The organism is Achromobacter sp. JUb104 (genome assembly GCF_024806975.1).
Classification (GTDB): domain Bacteria; phylum Pseudomonadota; class Gammaproteobacteria; order Burkholderiales; family Burkholderiaceae_B; genus Achromobacter; species Achromobacter spanius.
The window spans coordinates 76,831-94,265 of the sequence record NZ_JANUEY010000006.1 but is presented as its reverse complement, the minus strand read 5'-3'; the positions used below and the strand labels follow the sequence as shown (position 1 = coordinate 94,265).

General features: G+C 64.0%; 16 protein-coding genes. 11 read left to right on the top strand and 5 right to left on the bottom strand.

Translation table 11 applies throughout. The features are described 5' to 3' along the window. Positions 1–49 precede the first annotated feature (49 nt). Positions 50–1,303: a DUF418 domain-containing protein gene (locus M2361_RS28780; protein WP_259253178.1), complete on the top strand. Its 1,254-nt coding sequence runs from the start codon at positions 50–52 to the stop codon at positions 1,301–1,303. On the opposite strand, the gene M2361_RS28775 is transcribed toward M2361_RS28780, so the two are convergent. From M2361_RS28775 to M2361_RS28760, 4 genes are all read right to left on the bottom strand, one after another. Further along, complete coding sequence (locus M2361_RS28775; protein ID WP_259253177.1) at positions 1,192–3,822, bottom strand: TRAP transporter fused permease subunit; 2,631 nt, start codon at positions 3,820–3,822, stop codon at positions 1,192–1,194. The genes M2361_RS28780 and M2361_RS28775 overlap by 112 nt on opposite strands. Before the next feature lie 101 nt (positions 3,823–3,923). Continuing rightward, a complete protein-coding gene (locus M2361_RS28770; protein WP_100855053.1) occupies positions 3,924–4,928 on the bottom strand; it encodes a TAXI family TRAP transporter solute-binding subunit in 1,005 nt (334 codons plus the stop codon). A gap of 51 nt (positions 4,929–4,979) precedes the next feature. Continuing rightward, positions 4,980–6,326, bottom strand: coding sequence for an aspartate aminotransferase family protein (locus M2361_RS28765; protein ID WP_259253175.1), 1,347 nt, complete (start codon positions 6,324–6,326; stop codon positions 4,980–4,982). A 45-nt stretch (positions 6,327–6,371) separates the two neighbouring features. Beyond that, positions 6,372–7,307, bottom strand: a complete 936-nt coding sequence (locus tag M2361_RS28760) for a MurR/RpiR family transcriptional regulator (protein ID WP_259253174.1) — start codon at positions 7,305–7,307, stop codon at positions 6,372–6,374. 271 nt (positions 7,308–7,578) lie between these two features. Between M2361_RS28760 and M2361_RS28755 the strand changes: the two genes are divergently transcribed. The 6 genes from M2361_RS28755 (at position 7,579) to M2361_RS28730 (ending at position 12,497) form a co-directional block, all read left to right on the top strand. Beyond that, entirely contained in the window at positions 7,579–8,118 is a 540-nt protein-coding gene (locus M2361_RS28755; RefSeq protein ID WP_404976465.1) for a MarR family winged helix-turn-helix transcriptional regulator, read from the top strand. Beyond that, positions 8,115–8,675 carry a diaminobutyrate acetyltransferase gene (gene ectA, locus M2361_RS28750; RefSeq protein WP_100855056.1) on the top strand — a complete coding sequence of 187 codons (561 nt, stop codon included), beginning with the start codon at positions 8,115–8,117 and terminating at the stop codon, positions 8,673–8,675. The genes M2361_RS28755 and ectA overlap by 4 nt, the downstream gene beginning before the upstream one ends. Before the next feature lie 123 nt (positions 8,676–8,798). Continuing rightward, positions 8,799–10,106 (top strand): diaminobutyrate--2-oxoglutarate transaminase, encoded by a 1,308-nt coding sequence (gene ectB / locus M2361_RS28745; protein WP_050449091.1) that lies wholly within the window; start codon positions 8,799–8,801, stop codon positions 10,104–10,106. Next, positions 10,103–10,507, top strand: coding sequence for an ectoine synthase (locus M2361_RS28740; protein WP_054427419.1), 405 nt, complete (start codon positions 10,103–10,105; stop codon positions 10,505–10,507). Before ectB ends, M2361_RS28740 begins: the two co-directional genes overlap by 4 nt. Before the next feature lie 15 nt (positions 10,508–10,522). After that, a complete protein-coding gene (gene thpD / locus M2361_RS28735) occupies positions 10,523–11,449 on the top strand; it encodes an ectoine hydroxylase (protein WP_259253173.1) in 927 nt (308 codons plus the stop codon). Positions 11,450–11,624: 175 nt separating this feature from the next. Next, positions 11,625–12,497 carry an MOSC domain-containing protein gene (locus M2361_RS28730; protein ID WP_259253172.1) on the top strand — a complete coding sequence of 291 codons (873 nt, stop codon included), beginning with the start codon at positions 11,625–11,627 and terminating at the stop codon, positions 12,495–12,497. A gap of 34 nt (positions 12,498–12,531) precedes the next feature. Here M2361_RS28730 and sugE read toward each other — a convergent pair whose 3' ends face one another. Then, positions 12,532–12,849: a quaternary ammonium compound efflux SMR transporter SugE gene (gene sugE / locus M2361_RS28725; protein ID WP_046803706.1), complete on the bottom strand. Its 318-nt coding sequence runs from the start codon at positions 12,847–12,849 to the stop codon at positions 12,532–12,534. A 212-nt stretch (positions 12,850–13,061) separates the two neighbouring features. On the opposite strand from sugE, the gene panD reads away from it, so the two are divergent. The 4 genes from panD (at position 13,062) to M2361_RS28705 (ending at position 17,326) form a co-directional block, all read left to right on the top strand. Further along, positions 13,062–13,430, top strand: coding sequence for an aspartate 1-decarboxylase (gene panD / locus M2361_RS28720; RefSeq protein ID WP_050446262.1), 369 nt, complete (start codon positions 13,062–13,064; stop codon positions 13,428–13,430). A 70-nt stretch (positions 13,431–13,500) separates the two neighbouring features. After that, positions 13,501–14,547, top strand: coding sequence for a CDP-6-deoxy-delta-3,4-glucoseen reductase (locus M2361_RS28715; RefSeq protein ID WP_259253171.1), 1,047 nt, complete (start codon positions 13,501–13,503; stop codon positions 14,545–14,547). A 177-nt stretch (positions 14,548–14,724) separates the two neighbouring features. After that, entirely contained in the window at positions 14,725–15,981 is a 1,257-nt protein-coding gene (locus M2361_RS28710; protein ID WP_259253170.1) for a D-amino acid dehydrogenase, read from the top strand. 4 nt (positions 15,982–15,985) lie between these two features. Then, entirely contained in the window at positions 15,986–17,326 is a 1,341-nt protein-coding gene (locus tag M2361_RS28705) for an extracellular solute-binding protein (protein WP_259253169.1), read from the top strand. Positions 17,327–17,435 lie beyond the last annotated feature (109 nt).

The following is a 17,435-nucleotide window of genomic DNA, read 5'->3' as shown; positions in this document are numbered from 1 at the left end:
CGGGGGGCGAGGCGATGCCTCGCCCCTCTAGCCAACGGGCTTCCACGTCATGCACACATTCACGCACCCAGGGCTCGCGCAAACGTCATCCGGGCGCCTGGCGCATGTGGACGCGCTGCGCGGCTTTGCGCTCTTTGGCATCCTGATCGTGAACATCGGCGTTTTCTCGTCGCCGTTCTATGGCGCGGGCGTTGCCGATCCCGTCTATTCGCGTCCGGTGGATCTGGGCGTGCGCTGGCTTATCGCGTGGCTCTTCGAGACCAAGTTCTACCTGCTGTTCTCGTTTCTGTTCGGCTACAGCTTCACCTTGCAGATGACGGCGGCCGAGCGCGGCCAAGCCGCCTTTGCGCCGCGATTCCTGCGTCGCCTGGCCGGGCTGGCTGTGTTGGGGGCCGCACACGCCGTGTTGTTCTACCAGGGTGACATTCTGGTGACCTATGCGCTGCTGGGGCTGGGCTTGCTGGGATGCCGGTCCATGGCGCCGCAGCGCGCATTGTGCGTGGCGTTGTGGCTGATCGTACTGGCGGCGTCGGTGTGGGCGCTGCTGGGTTGGCTCAGCTTCCTGGACCCTGTGCAGCCGGGCTATCTGGCGCAATACAAGGCGCAGGCGCTGGCGGCCATCGAGGCCTATCGCGGCGACATCGGCTCCACCATCGCGCAGCACATCCATGAACTGAGCACCAGCGTCTGGTTCATGGTTTTGTTCGTGCAAGGCCCGTTTGTCTTTGCGATGTTCCTGGCCGGCTACGCGCTGGGTCGGCGCAATGCGTTGGCGGACCCCTGGGCGCGGCCGGGCGTGTTGTGGCTGCTGTGTGCGCTGGGCTTGCTACCCGGCCTGGCCGGATCGGCGGCGTACGCCACGTCGTCTCTGCCATTTGCCGGCGCGGCCTGGGAATTGCCCGGGCTGGCCGCCGACCTCTTGACGGCGCCGTTGCTCAGCATGTCGTATGCGGCTCTCTTCCTGCTGGCGTGGCGCACGCGAGTGCTTGGGCGCGCGTTGCGATGGCTGGCGCCCGCCGGGCGGATGGCGCTAAGCAACTACCTGATGCAATCCGTCGTCTGCGCCTTTCTGTTTACCGGATGGGGCCTGCGTCTCTTCGCATCGGTCTCGCCCCTGGCGACCGTCGGCATCGCGGTGGCGATTTTCGCGGCGCAGTTGCCATGGTCCGCATGGTGGTTGCGGCACCATGCCTACGGCCCGGTGGAATGGTTGCTGCGCGCGCTGACCATCGGGGCCTTGCCGCCCTGGCGCCGACGCTGCCGCATCCACAGGCCCGCCAGCAGCAGCACGGCCGGCAGGTAGACCCAGTAATCCGACCAGCGCCGTGGGTTCGGCGCTTTCACTTCGACGACGTCCCAGCCTTGCTCCCAGCCGGAACGTTGCGCGCGGCTGCCAAACCGCACCCCGCCAATTTGGGTTTGGTCACCCAGGCTCATCAGCGTTACTCCGGCTTCCGCCAGACGGCGGCGGCCGGCGTCGGGGGCGCCAGCGCCTGTCTGCAGGGAGGGCAAGGCCACGGCAACGGTTTTGGTCAGTTCATCGCCTTCCAGATTGATGCCGCGCAGTACCACGGTCAGGCGGCCGTTGTCGGGCATGGCGGCGGCAATCGTCTGCATGTCGGCGGCTGGGCGGCTTTCGTACTGCGGCGCGAAGTGGTCCATGAACCAGTCGGGGCGAAACAGCATGAAGGTGGCCAGCAACAGCACGCCCACCTCGGCCCAGGTGCAGCGCGTGCGGAACCACCGCATGGTGGCCGCCGCGAACGTCAGCGACGCCAAGGTGGCGCCCGCCACCACCAGCGCCAGTTCCCACCCGTAGTTGACGTCGATCAGCAGTAGGGCGGGATTGAACACGAACATGAACGGCAGGATGGCGGTGCGCGCGGCATAGGTCACGCCCTGGATGCCGGTCTTGATGGGGTCTTCGCCGGAGATCGCCGCGGCGGCGAAGGTCGCCAAGCCCACGGGCGGGGTGATGTCGGCCATGATGCCGTAATAGAACACGAACATATGCACGGCAATCAGCGGGATCACCAGGCCGCTTTGCGCGCCCAATTCCACCACGACGGGCGCCATCAGCGTCGCCATCAGGATGTAGTTGGCCGTGGTGGGCATGCCCAACCCCAGCACCAGGCAGACCAGCGCGGTGAAGATCAGCATCAACAGCACGTTGCCCATCGACACCAGTTCCACGAAGGCGGTCATGCGCAGGCCCAGGCCGGTCAAGGTGATGGCGCCGACAATCAGGCCGGCCGTGCCGCAGGCGATGGCGATGCCGATCATGTTGCGCGCGCCGTCTTGCAGGCCGCCGATGGCGTCGTGCCAACCTTGCCGCCAAGCCGGGGCGGCATCCTGTTTGCGGAACCAGGCAATCAGCGGCCGTTGCGTGACCATCTGGAACAGCATGGCCATGGCTGCCCAAAAGGCCGATAGCCCGGCGGATAGTTCTTCCACGCTCAGGCACCACACAAGAATGCCGATAGGGATCAGGAAATACAGCCCGGCGCGCACCGTCGGCCAGGGCTGCGGGCGCACAGGGTGGTTGACGTCAATGTCTTGCGGCAGGTCGGGGTGGGCGGCGGCGATGCGCAGCAGCCACACGTACAGGGCCGCCAGCAAGGTCAGCAGCACCCAGATGGCGGCCGCGCCCGCCACGGCCTGTACGCCGGTGCCGATCCAATAGGCCGCGCCCATCACCAGCAGCGTGCCGCTGATGCCCATGCCCCATCCCGCCAGCTTTTGCAGCGGAGTGCGCGATGGGCCTGCCGCCATCATGGGTTGGATGCCCAGCTTCAGCGCTTCCAGATGGACGATGTAGAACAGCGCAATGTACGAAATCGACGCCGGCAGAAGGGCGTGGCGGATGATGTCGGTGTAGGGAATGCCCACGTATTCGATCATCAGGAACGCCGCCGCGCCCATCACGGGCGGCATGATCTGGCCGTTGACCGAAGACGCCGTCTCAATCGCGCCCGCCCGCACGCCGCCGTAGCCCGCCTTCTTCATGAGGGGAATGGTGAAGATGCCACCCGTGACCACATTGGCCACCGACGACGCGGACACCAGCCCGTTGACGGCCGAGGACACCACGGCCACTTTGGCCGGCCCGCCGCGCAGGTGGCCCAGCAGCGCGAACGAAACCTGCATCATGTAGTTGCCCGCGCCGCACTTGTCCAGCAACGAGCCCAACAGCACGAAGATGAAGATGTAGGACACGGATACGCCCAACGCCACGCCATACACGCCTTCAGTGGTGAGCCACATGTGCGACATCAGGCGTTCCAGCGAGGCGCCTCGGTGCGCCAGCACGTCGGGCAGCCAGGGGCCGGCCAGCGCGTAGGCCACGAATACCAGGCCCAGCACGGTCATGGGCAGGCCGAGTGCGCGGCGCGTTACTTCCAGCAGCAGCGCCAGGCCCACGACGGCGGTGCCCACGTCCATGGGCGTGGGTTGACCGGGGCGGCCCGCCAGTTCGTTATAGAAAACATAGAGATAGCTGCCGCAAAAACCGGCCGCCAATGCCAGCGCCCAGTCAAACCAGGGCATGCGGTCGCGCGGCGAGCGCTTGCTGGCCGGGTAGGCCAGATACCCCAGGAACATGGCGACGCCCAGGTGCAGGGCGCGCGCCTCGGTGTCGTTGAAGATGCCCCAGTTGAACGAGAAAGGCAGCGGCGATGCGTACCAGAGCTGGAAGAACGACCAGGCCAGCGCGCCCGCGGCCAGCGTGGCGCCGGCGATGCCGCCCGCGTTGCGGCCGCCTCGATCGACATCAGCGACAAGCTGTTCCAGGTCCGGGGCCGACGTATGCGGCGCTTTTGTCATGAATTTCCCCTACGTGTCATGGCGCGCGCCGTCTGGGCGGCGCGCGCTGATTCCTGGCGTGCGGCAACCGCGCGCCGGCAAGGCTTTGAAGCAGGCGCTTTTTAAAGCAGGCCTTTTTCCTTGAAGTACTTTTCAGCGCCCGGATGCAAGGGCGCCGACAAGCCGTTCTTCACCATGTCGGCGGGCTTCAGGTTGGCGAATGCCGGATGCAGTTTCTTGAAGTCGTCGAAGTTGTCGAACACCGCCTTGACCACGGTGTATACGGTGGCATCCGGCACGTCGGCCGACGTGACGAACGTGGCGGTCACGCCGTACGTCTTGGTCTCGTTGGGGTTGTTCGGATACAGGCCGGCCGGAATGGTGGCGTAGGCGTAGTAGGGGTACTTTTTGACCAGCGCGTCCACGGCCGGGCCGGTCAGCGACACCAGCTTGGCGCCGCAACTGGTGGTGGGGTCCTGGATGTTGGCCGACGGGTGGCCCACGCCGTAGAAGAAGCCGTCGATCTTGCCGTCGCAGACCGCTGAGCCGTGCTCGTCCGGGCGCAATTCCGACGCCAGCGCAAAGTCCTTCATTGTCCAGCCCATCGTGGCCAGCAGTTCTTCCATCGACGAGCGCGTGCCCGAACCCGGGTTGCCGACGTTGAAGCGCTTGCCCTTCAGGTCTTCAAAGGTCTTGATATTCGCGTCCTTGCGCGTCACGACCGTGAACGGTTCGGGGTGGATCGAAAATACCGAGCGCAGCTTGGTGAACGGGCCCGCTTGCTTGAATTGCCCTTCGCCGTTGTAGGCGTTGAAGCCGACGTCGGACTGCACAACGCCCAGGTCAAGTTCGCCGGCCTTGATGGTGTTGGCGTTGAAAACCGATCCCCCGGTGGATTCAACCGAACAACGGATGCCATGCGTCGCCCGGTCCTTGTTCACCAGGCGGCAGATGGCGCCGCCCGCGGCGTAGTAGACGCCCGTGACGCCTCCCGTGCCGATACTGACGAACTTCTGTTGGGCGGCGGCGGGTGCCGGCGCCGTGGACAGCAAAGCCGTGGCCAGGCCCGCCGCGGCGAGCGTCCAGGCGTTGCGATGGCCCAATGGGTGTTTGACGGACGTGGTCATGCAAACTCCTTATGGGGTTTTTCCCCGTGAATTACCGGTCTTGGCCGGCGGTTAATGTGCCCCGCGTGCTTGTCCAATGGCGGCGTCGATGGCGCCAGCCAGGCGTTGCGTCAATTGGTCCAGTTCGTCGTCGGAAATAATGAAGGGCGGCGCAAGCAGCACATGATCGCCGTGGCGGCCATCAATGGTGCCGCCCATCGGGTAGACCATCAGCCCCTGCGCCATGGCTTCGCGCTTGATGCGCGCATGCAGCGTCAAGGCCGGGTCGAACGTCTGCTTGGTGGCCCGGTCCTGCACCAGCTCGATGCCCATGAACAGCCCGCGTCCGCGGATATCGCCCACATGCGGGTGCGCGCCAAATGTCTGCTCCAACCGCTGCCGCAAGCCCGCGCCGTGCTCGCGCACGCGCTCCAGCAGCTTGTCGCGGCGGATCACGTCCTGCACGGCAAGCGAGGCGGCGCAGGCAATGGCGTGGCCCAGGTAGGTGTGGCCGTGCTGAAAGAAGCCGCTGCCTTGCTGCATGGCGTCCACGATGCGCCGCTGCGCCATCACGGCGCCGATGGGCTGATAGCCGCCGCCCAAGCCTTTGGCGATGGTGATCAGGTCGGGCACGATGCCTTCCTGCTCTACCGCGTAGAGCGTGCCGGTGCGCCCCATGCCGCACATCACTTCGTCGGCGATCAGCAGCACCCCATGGCGGTCGCAGACTTCGCGGATACGCCGGAAGTAACCCGGAACCGCCGTGACGGCGCCGGACGTCGCACCCACCACCGGCTCGGCCACGAAGGCCATCACGGTGTCCGGCCCCAGCCGTTCAAAGGTCTGCTCCAGTTCAAGCGCCAGGCGCTCGCCATATTGTTCAGCGCTTTCACCGGCTTGCTGATCGCGATAGGCATAGCAGGGCGAAACGTGTTCGACGTCGATCAGCAGCGGCGCGAATTGCGCGCGACGCCAGGCGTTGCCGCCCACCGCCAGCGCGCCCAGCGTGTTGCCGTGGTAGCTCTGGCGGCGCGCCACGATATGACGGCGCTGCGGTTGGCCGATTTCCACAAAGTACTGGCGGGCCATCTTCAAGGCGGCCTCGACGGCTTCGGATCCGCCCGACACAAAGTACGCATGCGAGATGCCTTCCGGCGCATCGGCCACCAGGCGCTCGGCCAGGCGTTCGGCGACCTCGGTCGTGAAGAAGCTGGTGTGGGCATAGGCCAGCGCGTCGATCTGGGCGTGCATGGCGGCCTGGACGTCCGGGTGGTTATGCCCCAGGCAGGACACGGCCGCGCCGCCCGAGCCGTCAAGATAGGCGCGGCCAGCGCTGTCGTGGACCCACACGCCCTGGCCGCGTACGGCCACGGGCGGGGTCTGACGTAGGGAACGATGCATGACGTGTGTCTGGCTCATGGGAATTCCGTGATGCGTTGAGGGCGTTAGGGGAAAACAGCAGGGTCAGCCCGGCCGCCGCGAAGGGGGCGGGGTCCAGTAAACGTTGTCGGCGCGCAGGCGCTCTTCGACTTCGGTCAGGCGGTTCAGCACGTCGGCGCCGCCACGGGCGGTCAGGCGGGCAATCAGATGTTCGGCCAGGCCCAACAGGCCGGCGGTGGTATGGAAGAACGAGCCGGGACCCTGGCGCGCGGGCTGGGCTCGGACGCCGTCGCGATCGGGAGGCGCGAATCGCAGTGTGTGGCGGGCTTCCACCGCCAACGGCGACAGCGGGTCGTCGGTCAATGCAATCAGCGCGACGCCGCGCTGCGCCGCCTGGCGGGCCAAGTGCACGGTGGCGGTCGGGTAGGGGGCTTGGGAAATGACAATCAGCGCGTCGCCGGCATCCAGGTTGTCAGCCTGCTCGGCGGGGGCTCCGCCCATGCCGTCTATCAGCACACTGTTGCGGCGCACCAGTTGGTAGGCGTAGCGCATCTGGAACGCAATGCCAAACGCCGAGCGGGTCCCCAGAAAGCCGACCTGGCGTGCGTTCAGCAAGGTCTGTACTGCTGCATCAAATTCCGCTGCTGGGTTCAGCGCGCACACCGAGCGCATGGCTTGGATCTGGTAGTCGGTCAGCACGTCGTGGCCGGGGGCGGCGGGGTCGCCGGCGGCGGCCTGCAAGGCGGCAGCGCGGTCGCGCAGCCCGGGCTCGCCTTGATGACCGGCAAGAGCCTGTTGAAAAGGCTGACGAAATGCTTCATAGCTGGCATAGCCCAGCGCCCGCGCCAGCCGCAACATGGTGGCGGGCGCCACGCCCAGCGCTTGCGCCTGCCGGCGCATGGACCACAGTCCAACCTCCGCGGGATGCGCCACCACCCAATGTGCCGCGCGTTGCAGCTCCGGGGGCAGGTCCTCCAGCTTTTCTTGCAGGGTCGGTATCAGGTGGGAAGGCAGGGGCATGGGGGCATCGCCAAACAAAAAACAAATGATATATCTGAATATTTCTATAAAACATATGTTTTTTATTGGGGCTTTCCACTAGGGTCGTGAGGCAGCGCCAAGCCCTTGATGCGACGGCATTAAGTCCAGTAATTCTGCTGCCATCTTCTGCAATTTCGTGTTCATTTATTTACATCGTGCGGGGGGGTTTTGTTTGACGCGAATAGATCGGGCGCATATCATTCGTGTAGAAATGAATTTGACCGAACCCTTTTCTTCCATGACCCACCCCGTGAACACTGATTCCACCCAGCAGTACGATCTGCGCATTTTGCGAGCCCTGCGCCGTATTACGCGATCGATCGCACTGCACTCGCGTCAGTTGTCCGCGGTCAGCCATATCACTGCGCCGCAGTTGATGTGCTTGCGTACGGTGATGGCCAATGGCCCGATGACGGCCACGGCCATCAGCCGCGAAATGCATGTCAGCCCCAGCACGGTGGTCGGCATCCTGGACCGCCTGGAAGACAAGGGTTTGATCCGCCGTGAACGCGGCCGCGAAGATCGCCGCATCGTTTTCGTTACTGCCACGGACGCCGGGCGCGAGCTGGCCCAAGGCGCGCCGTCGCCGCTGCAAAAGCACCTGGCCGACGCGCTCAATGCGTTGCCCGAGCTTGAACAGGCCACCATCACGCTATCGCTGGAACGCATCGTGGCGCTGATGGAGCAGGAAGGCCAGGCAGTCGCAGCGGAACCGCACGGCGATGTATCGTCGCCCATCCTTGAAGTGCCCACGGGCGGGGCACCCCCAGAATCGGGAATCGTTGCATGAAGAAAAACGAACTGGATACCCCCCATCTCTCAAGTGCCGTGGCGCCGGCGGTTCGCGCGCAGACCCATACGATGCGTCTGCCCAACCGCAAAGACGGCGCCGCCATTCACCACCTCATTTCCGAGTGCCCGCCGCTCGACCTGAATTCCCTCTACGCCTACTTGCTCCTTGGTGAGCATTTCAGCGACACCTGCGTCCTTGCCGAAAGTGCCGGCGGACGTATCGACGGTTTTATCTCCGCTTACGTGATCCCGACCCGACCCGACGTGTTGTTCGTCTGGCAGGTTGCGGTGCACGCCCGCGCACGCGGCCATCGCTTGGGCCGCGCCATGCTTCGCGAACTCCTGCAACGCAAGGGGCTCGAGCATGTTCGATATCTTGAAACCACGGTGGGGCCTGACAACCAGGCATCGCGCCGCAGCTTTACCGGCCTGGCCGGCGAGCTTGGCGCCCACGTTTCCGAACAGCCGTTCTTCGACCGGCAATTGTTTGGTGGCGCGGACCATGACGACGAGATGTTGTTGAGGATAGGCCCGTTCGCATTGCCCGCCCCGTAGGGCGAGCAACCCCAGCGGACTTATCGAAATACCGGGATGGCAGTGCCTATCCGAATGCGTTCAACGCATCCGGAGGGATCGTGCCGTCTATTCAACTTATTAGATGAAAAGGGAGGATTACTCATGGACTTGAAGATCTTTGACCGGATGGAATCAGAGGTGCGGGGCTACATTCGGTCGTTCCCCGTGATATTCAGCCAGGCCAGAGGCTCGACGCTGATCGATGAGGAAGGCACCGAGTACATCGACTTTTTCAGCGGCGCCGGCACGCTGAACTATGGCCACAACAATCCTGTTCTCAAGGAAAAGCTGCTGGAATATGTGCAGGCGGACGGCGTCGTCCACGGCCTGGACATGGCGACCAGCGCGAAGAAGCGTTTCCTTGAGACGGTGGATCGCGTGCTGCTCAAGCCGCGCAACTGGCAATACACGCTGCAATTCACCGGCCCCACCGGCACCAACGCCGTGGAAGCCGCGCTGAAGATCGCGCGCCAGGTCAAGGGCCGTTCCAATGTGATTTCGTTCACGCACGGCTTTCATGGCGTCAGCGGCGGTTCGCTGGCCGTGACCGCCAACATGAAGTTCCGCGAAGCCTCGGGCTATGCGCTGGGCAACACCACGTTCATGCCCTATGACGGCTACTTCGGTCCGGATGTGGACACGATGGCCTACCTGGAGCGCATGCTGGAAGATCCCAGCAGCGGCATGGACAAGCCGGCCGCCGTCATCGTGGAAACGGTGCAGGGCGAAGGTGGCGTCAACGTCGCGACCCTGCGCTGGTTGAAAGAGCTGGAAAAGCTGTGCAAGCGTCATGACATGCTGCTGATCGTGGACGACATCCAGGTCGGCTGCGGCCGCACCGGCACGTTCTTCAGCTTCGAGGCCGCCGGCATCCGTCCGGACATCATCACGCTGTCGAAGTCGCTGTCCGGCTTTGGCCTGCCGATGTCGCTGGTGCTGATGAAGCCCGAGCTGGATATCTGGAAGCCGGGCGCCCACAGCGGTACGTTCCGGGGCAACAACCTGGCGTTCGTCACGGCGACGCAGGCGCTGGAAACCTATTGGGCCAACACCGCCTTCACCGCCGACATCCAGCGCAAAGAGCGCCTGGTGCGCGACTGGCTGGAAAACCTGGTCCACAGCTATCCCAACGCCGGCCTGTCGGTGCGTGGTCGCGGCCTGATCCAGGGCCTGGTGTGCAACACCACGCCCGCGCTGGCCAACCGCATTGCGCAGCAGGCTTTCAAGAAGGGCGTCGTCATCGAGACCTCGGGCGCGCATGACGAAGTGCTCAAGCTGCTGCCGGCGCTGACGATCGAGGAAGAACTGTTGAGCAAGGGCCTGGACGTCATCGAGGCCAGCGTGGCTGAAGCGCTGAGCGAAGAAGGGCAGTCTGCCCGCATTCTGAAATTTGGAGGAAAACGTCAATGATCGTACGCAATGTCAAAGATGTCATCGGCACCGCCGACGAAGTCCGCACCGATACCTGGGTCAGCCGCCGCGTGCTGCTGAAGAAGGACGGCATGGGCTTTTCCTTCCACGAGACCACCATTTTTCCGGGCGGCCGCACGCACATCCACTACAAGAACCATCTTGAAGCGGTGTGGTGCATTGAAGGCGACGGCTCCATCGAAACCATTGCCGACGGCAAGAAGTACGACCTGGGCCCCGGCGTGGTCTACGCCCTGAACGAGAACGACGAGCACTGGCTGTGCGGCGGCAAGGAGCCGCTGCGCGTCATCTGCGTCTTCAACCCGCCGCTGACCGGCCAGGAAGTGCACGATAAAGAAGGCGTCTACGCCTTGCCTGAAGCCGAAGCCAAAGCGGCTTGATACAAGGAGGTTCGCATGATCTCACCTGCACAGGATCCGTACGCCTCCCGTACGGACCGAGGTTCCGCCATCATCGCCCGCCAGGATCCGGTGGTTTACGAAGACGGCAAATACGCTAACGCCTTGTCCGGCGAGCAGGTCGGGCAATACGAGCGCGACGGCTTTATCTTGATGGAAAACCTCTTCTCGGAAGAGGAGATCCGCGCGTTGTCCGCCGAGGTCGAGCGCATGACGCGCGACCCGTCGATCATCCGGCGCGAAGAGTCCATTACCGAGCCGGGCAGCAATGCCGTGCGTTCCATTTTCATGGTCCACGTGTTGAACCCCGTGCTGTCGCGCCTGGTGCGCGACCCCCGGCTGGTCAATGTGGCGCGCCAGATTCTCGGGTCCGAAGTCTACATCCACCAGTCGCGCGCCAACATGAAGCCTGGCTTCAAGGGCAAGGAGTTCTACTGGCACTCGGACTTCGAGACGTGGCACGTGGAAGACGGCATGCCGTCCATGCGCGCGCTCAGTTGCTCGGTGCTGCTGACCGACAACAACGAGTGCAACGGCCCCTTGATGCTGGTGCCGGGCTCGCATCGGCAGTTCATCTCGTGCGTGGGCGAAACCCCGAACGAGCACTACAAGCAATCGCTGAAGAAGCAGGAATACGGGGTTCCCGACCCGGTCAGCCTGCAATTGCTGGTAGAGCAGGGCGGCATCCGCTCGATGACGGCCAAGGCGGGTTCCGTGGTGTTTTTCGATTGCAACACCATGCACGGCTCGAACAGCAATATCTCGCCGTGGCCGCGCGCCAATGTCTTCATGGTCTACAACAGCATGGAGAACACCCTGAACCCGCCCAAGTACGGCTTGACGCCGCGCCCTGAGCATATTGCGACGCGCAAGGGTTTCAAGGCGGTGACGCCGCTGGATACGCTGAAGCTGGTGGGCGGTTAATTCGCCGCTCGCGACGAGCCCGCCGCAGCACATCAGCGGGCGGGACTCGCCACACCGAAACCCGGGCCTTGCCCGGGTTTTTTCATGGCCGTCCGGCAGGTGAAAAATCAGCCTATGAAGGCCAGGCTCTCTGCTATTCTTTCGCGGATTCCTCCCACGCCTAACCGATGCCGCCATGTCCGCCCGTATCCTGAGCCTGCATATCTACCCGATCAAATCCTGCGCCGGCATCGACCTGGCGGAGTCTTCCATCGACCGGGCCGGCCTGGCCCACGATCGCCGCTGGATGTTGATCGGCGCCGATGGCCAGTTCATGACGCAGCGCCAGTGGCCGGCGATGGCCCTGATCCGCACGGCGCTGACCGCCAACGCGCTTCGCCTCAGCGCGCCCGGCATGCCCGACCTGGACGTAGCCTTGGATGGATCGGGCTTGGAACCCGGCGCCCAAACCGTAGCGGTCTGGAGCGACACCATTTCAGCCCAGCAGGAAAGTGTGGCGGTCGGGAATTGGTTCTCCGAATTCCTGAAAACGCCGTGCCGGCTGCTGAAGGTGGATAGCGCCGCCGCACGCAACGCCAAGCCCGACTGGGTGTCGCGCTGGGTTGACGCGCATCCGGACCTGGCCGATGCCTTTGTGGGCGAACACCATTTTGGCTTTGCCGACGGCTTTCCCTTGCTGATTGCCAATCAGGCGTCGCTGGATGACTTGAACGCGCGCCTGCAAGCCAAGGGCGTGGAGCCGGTGCCCATGGACCGTTTCCGCCCCAACATCGTCGTCGAAGGCGAATGGGAGCCCTTCGAGGAAGACCATACCGCCATGATCACGGCGGCAGGCGTCAGGATGGCCTTCGTCAAGCCGTGCACCCGTTGCTCGATTCCCGACATCGACCAAAGCACCGCGCAGCAGCACGACGAGCCCGGCCGTACGTTGGCGGGCTATCGCAATCTTGATATCGGGGTGGTGTTCGGCCAGAACGCCATTCTGGATGCGCCGGCCGGCGCGCGCCTGAAAGTGGGCGACGCGGTCGAGATCGAACTGGATTTCTGACCGGTCGCCGGGCTGGGGGTGGGTCTGAAGCCGGTTACGCCGAAGACAGTTTCAGGCCGATCAAGCCCAGCACGATCAACGCCACGCTGACGATGCGCATCCAGCTTGTGGATTCGCCGAACAGCACGATGCCGGCCACAAAGGCGCCCACGGTGCCGATGCCTACCCAGACGGCGTAGGCGGTGCCCAGCGGCAGGGTTTTCATGGCCACGGCCAGCAGCCACACGCTGATGGCCATGCCGCCCGCCGTAATCAGGGACGGCCACAGGCGAGTAAAGCCATGGGTGTATTTCAGGCCCACGGCCCAGACGATTTCAAACAGGCCCGCGAGCACCAGGATGATCCAGGTCATTGACGACTCCTCTTGTTGCGTTGCCGGCGTTGCACCGGCAATAAGGGGTCGTCCCCGGATAAAAAAACACCGGTCGTTTGACCGTGCGCAGCAACGGGCCGTCCCGCTGCGGCAAAAATTATAGAATACCGGCTTCCAACGGCAAAACCGGATGCCGGGTATCACCTTAGCTACACGTCGCGGACCGGACCGCGAACCAGGACATTTTCATCATGCAACGCATCATGCTGCGGGCAAAGCTACACCGCGTCACGGTCACCGAAGCCGACCTTCACTACGAAGGCTCTTGCGGCATCGACGAAGACCTGCTGGACGCTGCCGGCATGCGCGAGTTCGAACGCATCGAGCTCTACAACGTCACCAATGGTGAACGTTTCGACACCTACATCATCAAGGCGGCCCGCGGCAGCGGCGCCATCTCGTTGAACGGCGCGGCGGCGCGCCGGGCGCAGGTTGGCGATCTGTTGATCATCTGCACCTACGGCCCGATGTCCGAAGAAGACTCCGCCACCCACAAGCCGCAAGTGGTGTTGGTGGACGACGCAAACCGCGTCAAGGAAATCCGCAAGTTCCCGGCCTGACGCCGGCCCGAGCGCAGCGCCATCCTGGCCCAGCCGGCTGGCACTCCCGTCAACCCTGAACCGTTTCATCATGAGCTTCCAGGTCATCATCCAACCCAGCAAGCATCAATTCCCGGTCGAGCCCGGCCAGACCGTGCTCGACGGCGCCTTGGCCGCAGGCATCGTGCTGCCCTATAGCTGTCGCAACGGCGCGTGCTCCACCTGCAAGGGCAAAGTGGTCTCCGGGGAGTTCGACGCCGGGCAGTATCCGGCCCAGATCCTGTCGCCGGAAGAACTGGCCGACGGCTACACGCTGTTCTGCCAGGCACGTCCGGAATCGGACATGGTGGTGGAATCCACCGAAGTCCGCTTGGCCAGCGATATCCAGATCCGCAAGCTGCCTTCGCGCGTGCAGACGCTGGAGCGCGTGGCGCCGGACGTGACGGTGATCAAGCTGCAACTGCCGGCCTCCGAACAGTTTCGCTACTACGCGGGTCAGTACATCGAAGTCATCCTCAAGGATGGCCGCCGCCGCAGCTACTCGATGGCCGGCGCGCCGCACACCGGTAGCCCGTTGGAACTGCACATCCGGCACATGCCGGGTGGCCTGTTCACCGACCACGTCTTCGGCGCGGGCGACACGCAGATGAAAGAACGCGAGATCCTGCGGCTGGAAGGGCCGTTCGGGTCCTTCTTCCTGCGCGAAGACAGCGACAAGCCGATCGTCCTGCTGGCCAGCGGCACGGGTTTTGCACCGGTGAAGGCCATCGTCGAGCACATGATCCACAAGAACATCAGCCGTCCGGTCACGCTGTATTGGGGCGGCCGCCGCCCGCAAGACCTGTACATGGATGCGCTGGCGCAATCCTGGTCAGGTCTGCTGCCGAACTTCAGCTATGTGCCGGTCGTGTCCAACGCCGTGCCGGAAGACGGCTGGACCGGTCGCACCGGATTCGTCCACGAAGCCGTCATGCACGACATCGCCGACCTGTCCGGCCATCAGGTCTATGCCTGCGGCACGCCGTTGATGGTGGATGCCGCCCGCCGCGAATTCAGCGTCCAGAATGGCCTGCCGCCGGAAGAGTTCTACGCGGATGCGTTCACGTCCGAGGCCGACCTGGCGAAAGCCGCGTCGTAACCAGACGGCACGAGCCACTGGGGGGGAATTCACAGGCTGAAAAGCTTGGTGACTTCCGCCCCTTTTTTATACGTAGGCGTAGGCAAATCGGCGGGGTAAACTGCCTTGGCAGCGGCTTGCCAAGGGGGGCGGACATCGGGTCCGTGGCCGATTTGGTACGCAAGGAGCAATGCGGGCATGAAAGTAGCGGTATTGGGTAGCGGCATTATCGGAATCTCCAGCGCCTGGTGGCTGAACCAGGCCGGCCACGACGTCGTGGTCATTGATCGCTGCACCGGTCCCGCCCAGGAAACCAGCCTGGCCAACGGCGCGCAAATCTCGGTGTCTTATGCCGAACCCTGGGCCAATCCCCAGGCTCCGCTCAAGCTGCTCAAATGGATGTTCCAGGACAACGCGCCGCTCTTGTTCCGACCGCAGCTTGATTGGCGCCAATGGATGTGGGGCCTTGCCTTCCTGCGCGAATGCCTGCCCGGCCGCCTGGCGCCGAACATCCGCGCCATGGTCCGCATGGCCGAGTACAGCCGCGCTACCTTGCGCAGCATGCGCGCCGAAATGGGCATCGAATACGATCACCTTGAACGCGGCATCCTGAACTTCTATCGCGATCCCCATGAATTCGAGAACTCGCAACGGGCCGCTGGCCTGATGCGCGATTTCGGCGTTGAACGCCGCGTCGTCACCGCGGACGAAGTCATTGCCATTGAACCGGCGCTGGCGCCGCACAGGCAGACCATCGTCGGTGGCGACTACACGCCCGAGGACGAAAGCGGAGACGTGCATTTGTTCACGGTCGCGCTGGCCGAGCGTTGCGCGCAAGCGGGCGTTGAGTTCCGCTACAGCACGCGGGCCACCCGCTTGCTGACTCAGGGCGGCGCCGTGCAAGGCATTGAAATCATTGAACCCGATGGGCGTTTCGGCACGGTTTCGGCCGACGCCTATGTCGTGGCGATGGGCAGCTTCAGCCCCAATCTGCTGCGCCCCTTGGGCATCCCCTGCAACGTTTATCCGGCCAAGGGCTATTCGGCGACGTTCCCGGTTGTACGGCCGGACGCCGCGCCCACGGTCAGCTTGACGGACAGCAGCCATAAAATCGTGTTCTCACGCTTGGGCGACCGCCTGCGCATGGCGGGTACCGCAGAGTTGTCGGGATATTCCCGCAGCCTGAACACCGGTCGCTGTGAAGCCTTGACCCATCTGGCGCAAGAACTCTTTCCCGACGCGCTCGATTTCGAGCGCGTCAGTTATTGGTCGGGCCTGCGCCCGTCCACCCCCTCGAATGTGCCCATCATCGGCCGCAGCCGTATCCCGAATTTGTATGTCAATACGGGGCACGGTACGCTCGGCTGGACGATGGGTGTTGGCTCAGGCCGGGCTTTGGCTGATCTGCTCAGCGGACGGCAGCCAGAACCGGAATTCCCTTTTCTTGGTCTGTGAACCTATGAAGAATCTGCAATTGGCGGGTGTTGCCCGCGCGATGTTCGCCAGCCGGCGTGCATGGGTATTCGGCGCCGCCATGGCGCTGGCGGGCGTGGCGAATGCCGCTCCGGTGGAAATCCAGGTCTGGCACGCGCTGTCGGACGCAAACAAGGCCGAGTTCGAAAAACTGGCCAAGAAGTACAACAAAGAGCAGGACCAAGTCAGCGTCAAGCTGCGTGGTTTCAGTTCGCAAGACGCGTTGGAACAAGAAGCCGTCTCGGCCGTCAAGGCCAAGAAGGCGCCGAACCTGGTGCAACTGACCGACAACCATTCACCGGAAGTCGTGGCGCAGCACAAGGCCATCCTGCCGATGTACGAGCTGCTGGCCAAGTACCCCATCAAGGACTTGAACTGGTTCGTGCCGGGCACCAGCAGCTTCACGCGCGACGGCAAGGGCCGCCTCTTGGCATTCCCCTGGATGGCCGAAGTGCCGGTGATGTTCTACAACACCGCCTCATACAAAAAGGCCGGGCTGGACCCGAACAAGCCCGCCCGCACCTGGAACGAGCTGCAAGCCGAACTGCTCAAGCTGCGCGACGTGGCAGACATCGACTGCCCCTACGCATCGAGCGACCAGGTCACCGTGCACCTGGAGAACCTGGCCCCCATCAACGGCCAGCAGTTCACCACCAACAACAATGGCCTGGACGCCGTCAGCAAGAAAAGCGCCGCGCCCGCCATGCAGTTCGACACGCTCTACATGCGCCACATTTCGTTGATGGTCAGCTGGAAGCGTTCGCTGCTGTTCATGGCGCACACCGGCGACGCCTCGGCCGACAAGCTCTTCGCCAAGGGCGAGTGCGCCGTGCTGACCGCGAATTCCGGTGCGTTCGGCACCTTCGTCAACACCAAGTCGCTGTCGTTCGGCGTGGCGCCGCTGCCTTACTACGACCAGGCCACCAAGTCGGCCGGCCAACCGTTTGTCAGCGGCTCGGCGCTGTGGGCGCTTGAAGGCCGCCCGCAAGCCGAGGAAAAGGCCACCGCCCAGTTCCTCGCGTGGTTGTCCAAGCCGGTCGTCGCCGCCGAATGGCATCAGCGTACGGGCTTCCTGCCGCTGACCGAAGCCGCGTTCCGCGCGTCCGACGTGTCGTTCTACAAGAGCATCCCGGGCGCACAGTCCGTGATCGCCTCGATGAGCAACCGTCCGGCCAGCAACAGCCGCGGCTTCCGCATGGCCAACTACACGCGCATTGAGCCGGTGTTGAATCAACAACTGAACGACGCTTTCGAAGGCAAGGTTCCGCCTGTGGCCGCCTTGAACAACGCCGCCTCGCAAGCACGCAGCATCGCCGCGCAGCGCTGATCTACCGCAGTGCCGGGCAAGCGGATACGCTGCCGGCCGCGCCCCTCGAAACCCGGTCCGGAAGGATCGGGTTTTTTTTCGTCCGTGCCCCGGCTTGTCGAGGGGAGGA